Source organism: Sphingobium psychrophilum (genome assembly GCF_012927105.1).
GTDB classification, from domain to species: domain Bacteria; phylum Pseudomonadota; class Alphaproteobacteria; order Sphingomonadales; family Sphingomonadaceae; genus Sphingobium; species Sphingobium psychrophilum.
The window spans coordinates 1-1,066 of sequence record NZ_JABBFV010000083.1 but is presented as its reverse complement, the minus strand read 5'-3'; the positions used below and the strand labels follow the sequence as shown (position 1 = coordinate 1,066).

The following is a 1,066-nucleotide window of genomic DNA, read 5'->3' as shown; positions in this document are numbered from 1 at the left end:
CAATCTCGCAGCCAAGAAGCATGACTTAAGCCCCTTTCGCATTTGTACAGGTCAAACTTTGGATCTCATTTCCCTTGAAGTACAAGCTTTGCCTGGATCAACCGGAATATCTCCGCCTGATAGCGAGCATCGGCCAAGGCATCGTGGGTGCCGGTGAGGGTCGGCGATACTTTCTGCGCGATCCGGCTCGACCGGGTGTCCGCCCAGGAACAGCCCGTAGCTCCCATATACATCGCTTTGATATCGAGCGCAGTGAAGCCGAACGGGTTCTCCCCGAGGAAGCGATGGAAATAGTAATTGATAAACGACCAGTCGAAGGGAGCGTTGAACCCGACGAATATGACGGTCGCATCATCGCCGCCCAGATCACCCAGCCATTGCGCGAATTTCTTCATGGCTAGGCGGGGATCATCCCCGGTCTGCGCCAGCGTCTCCAGCGAGAGCCCGGTCACTTCGAGAGCCTTGGGATCGAACTTATCGCCGACCGGCTTCAGTTCACAGGCAAACGCCTCTTCCGGTGCAAAGACCGAGCAGGCGCCGATCGAAAGCAGGCTGTATTCGCCGGGGATCGGTCCCGCCGTTTCCACGTCCACCGATACGAATATCTCGCGCTTGTCGCTCATGAGATCAGTGGCTCCGTCGGCACGAGAGAGGGACGATTGCGGATCGCATTCCAATGCTCGCGAAAAGCACGCTTGCGATCCTCTGCGCTACCGCTGACCTTCCAGTGGAGACCGGAGAAGGTTGTGATGTCGAACGGCAGGCTGGCACCTTCACGCACCATGACCATGGTGGGCAGGCAGCGACCAAGGGCATAGCCCAGTTCCAGGAAGCAGTTGGGCCGCGCTCCAGTGATGTCGGCCAGGACGATGCTGCTGCGGTGCAGCTTGGCGAATATCTCCTGATCGATGCGGGCATGCTCATAGGCTTGCCGTCCGTCGATGACGACCAGGCGATAGCCCAGTTCATCCTCGATAACCGGCTTTACAACCAGATCGAAAAAGGTCTGCACATCTTCATAATCGTCGAGATCAGGATTAAGCAGTCGGACCGCGAACGCTTTTGG

The 1,066-nt window shown here is 57.5% G+C and carries 1 protein-coding gene and 1 pseudogene; both read right to left on the bottom strand.

Annotation, left to right across the window (positions count from 1 at the left end; all coding sequences use genetic code 11):
- Window positions 1–65: 65 nt before the first annotated feature.
- Window positions 66–623: a 3'-5' exonuclease gene (locus HHL08_RS25295; RefSeq protein WP_169575590.1), complete on the bottom strand. Its 558-nt coding sequence runs from the start codon at window positions 621–623 to the stop codon at window positions 66–68.
- Window positions 620–1,066, bottom strand: a pseudogene (locus HHL08_RS25290) (hypothetical protein); the annotation flags it as partial. The gene HHL08_RS25295 and the pseudogene HHL08_RS25290, both read right to left, overlap by 4 nt.

Coding starts and splice junctions, on each gene's coding strand:
- HHL08_RS25295 (WP_169575590.1), bottom strand. CDS start 623: ATGAGCGACAAGCGCGAGATATTCGTATCGGTGGACGTGGAAACGGCG.